Origin of the sequence: Bradyrhizobium sp. Leo170, assembly GCF_004296405.1 — a bacterium.
Lineage (GTDB): Bacteria > Pseudomonadota > Alphaproteobacteria > Rhizobiales > Xanthobacteraceae > Bradyrhizobium.
In genome coordinates, this window is the sequence record NZ_PSRR01000699.1 from 1 (window position 1) to 1,527 (window position 1,527).

1 protein-coding gene is annotated in these 1,527 nt (G+C 59.1%); it reads right to left on the reverse strand.

All coding sequences use genetic code 11. The annotated features are described in order from the left end of the window. Positions 1 to 409: 409 nt before the first annotated feature. Positions 410 to 940, reverse strand: coding sequence for a DUF2380 domain-containing protein (locus CWO89_RS44090; RefSeq protein WP_165421608.1), 531 nt, complete (start codon positions 938 to 940; stop codon positions 410 to 412). Between the last annotated feature and the right edge of the window lie 587 nt (positions 941 to 1,527).

The following is a 1,527-nucleotide window of genomic DNA, read 5'->3' on the forward strand; positions in this document are numbered from 1 at the left end:
CCCCCCCTGCCGTTGAGATGCCGACGATGAGCGCGAGGTCACGATAGTTGAGCGCGGCGGCGGTGGTGCGCACGAGTACCATATCCCGAAACGGGCGTGGCGTTTCCCGGCTCAGAATCTGTAAATCCCCCAGCCCATTCTTACCCGTCACTTGAAGGGTTTCACTCATCGATTCGGCCTCGCGTGAACCCGAAAATCGGACAAGTTGTACTCCGAAATGACCAAACCATGCCAGAGAGTCTCGGTTGCTAGCATCCGATGTCCCTTCCGGGTCAAAATGCGAAAAACTCAGCGCGAGAAAATCTAGTCCGCTAATGCCCTGCTAAGCGGACCTCAACTACAGGTGCCACCACTTCGCTGATGGGCCAAAACCGGACTCACGGCGCCATGCACGTGCGCCGCGCGTCGCCTATTGCTGTGATCTGCTTTCAAGCAGCTGGTCGCGGACCTCCTCCGATACAAAGCGCTCCGCGCGCTGCCATGCCTCGTCATTGTCGCCGCGGAACTGGAAGTACTTCCGTAACACGACACGCTGGGATGTCGTGTCGATGGCAACAGTCTGCGCCAGCTGCACCAGCGTGCTCATCTTATGAAAGCCGCCGATGATCAGGATCTGCGCGCCGGCCTGTGACGCCGCGCGCAGCCGATCGCGCAACGCCGGTCCGTCGGTCGGACAATTTGGTGCGCAGGAGGACGGCACAAGCTCAAAACGGCGGTCTGCCGTGACATCGTCCCGCAGCGCGGTCATGAAAGCCCGCAATCGCTTTTCATGCACGGCCGTCTGATCGGTGGGCTCGTTCGACGTGTCTCTATATTTGAAATCGTCGACGGAGACAGCCAAAGCGTGGTCGGCGGTCGCGGCGGATGCATCTGAGATGAGGCTGGATCCCAGGAACAGACCGGCTGTGGTAACAGCGTGCAACAGGGAGGCGTGGCGCATGGCGATGACTCGATCTCCCCCTACTGAGGCCATTTTAGAAGATCGATTCTTTCCGCCTCCTGTCGAAGAAATTAATCCTTGGTAACGCTACGCGGCCGCCCATGGCAGCGCAGCGCTAATGTCTGCAGTGGTCAATCGCGACGGTTTTGCACGATCTCTTTTAGGTCCAGTCTACCCCTCAGAGCCGACATGCAGGCGACAGGCTGATTTCGTCGCGAAGGGCCAACACCGGACATACAGTCCCGACGAGGGAATCAAAGTGCCCAATCAAGGAAGGTCAGCACCAATGATCTATCGTCGCGTTGCTTCAGTTTAGCGAGTGCTGGGGCAAGGACCGCATGGGAGCCGTAGGAGCCGAGATGCTCCCACCGGGACCTCCATCATGTTACGGCCGATCTCGACGACCGCGATTCCAGGTGCGTCTAATTGCAATGAAGCGTATGCTCGATTTCACACGCCAAGTCAGTTTCGCTCGAACTTCACGGAGGCGGACATGGGTGCGGCGTGGAAGGCGGACGCGATTCGTACCGTGATCACCGAGGCGACGCTCAAAGATCGCGAAGACGGTCGGGAGCTCCGTCGCCAAG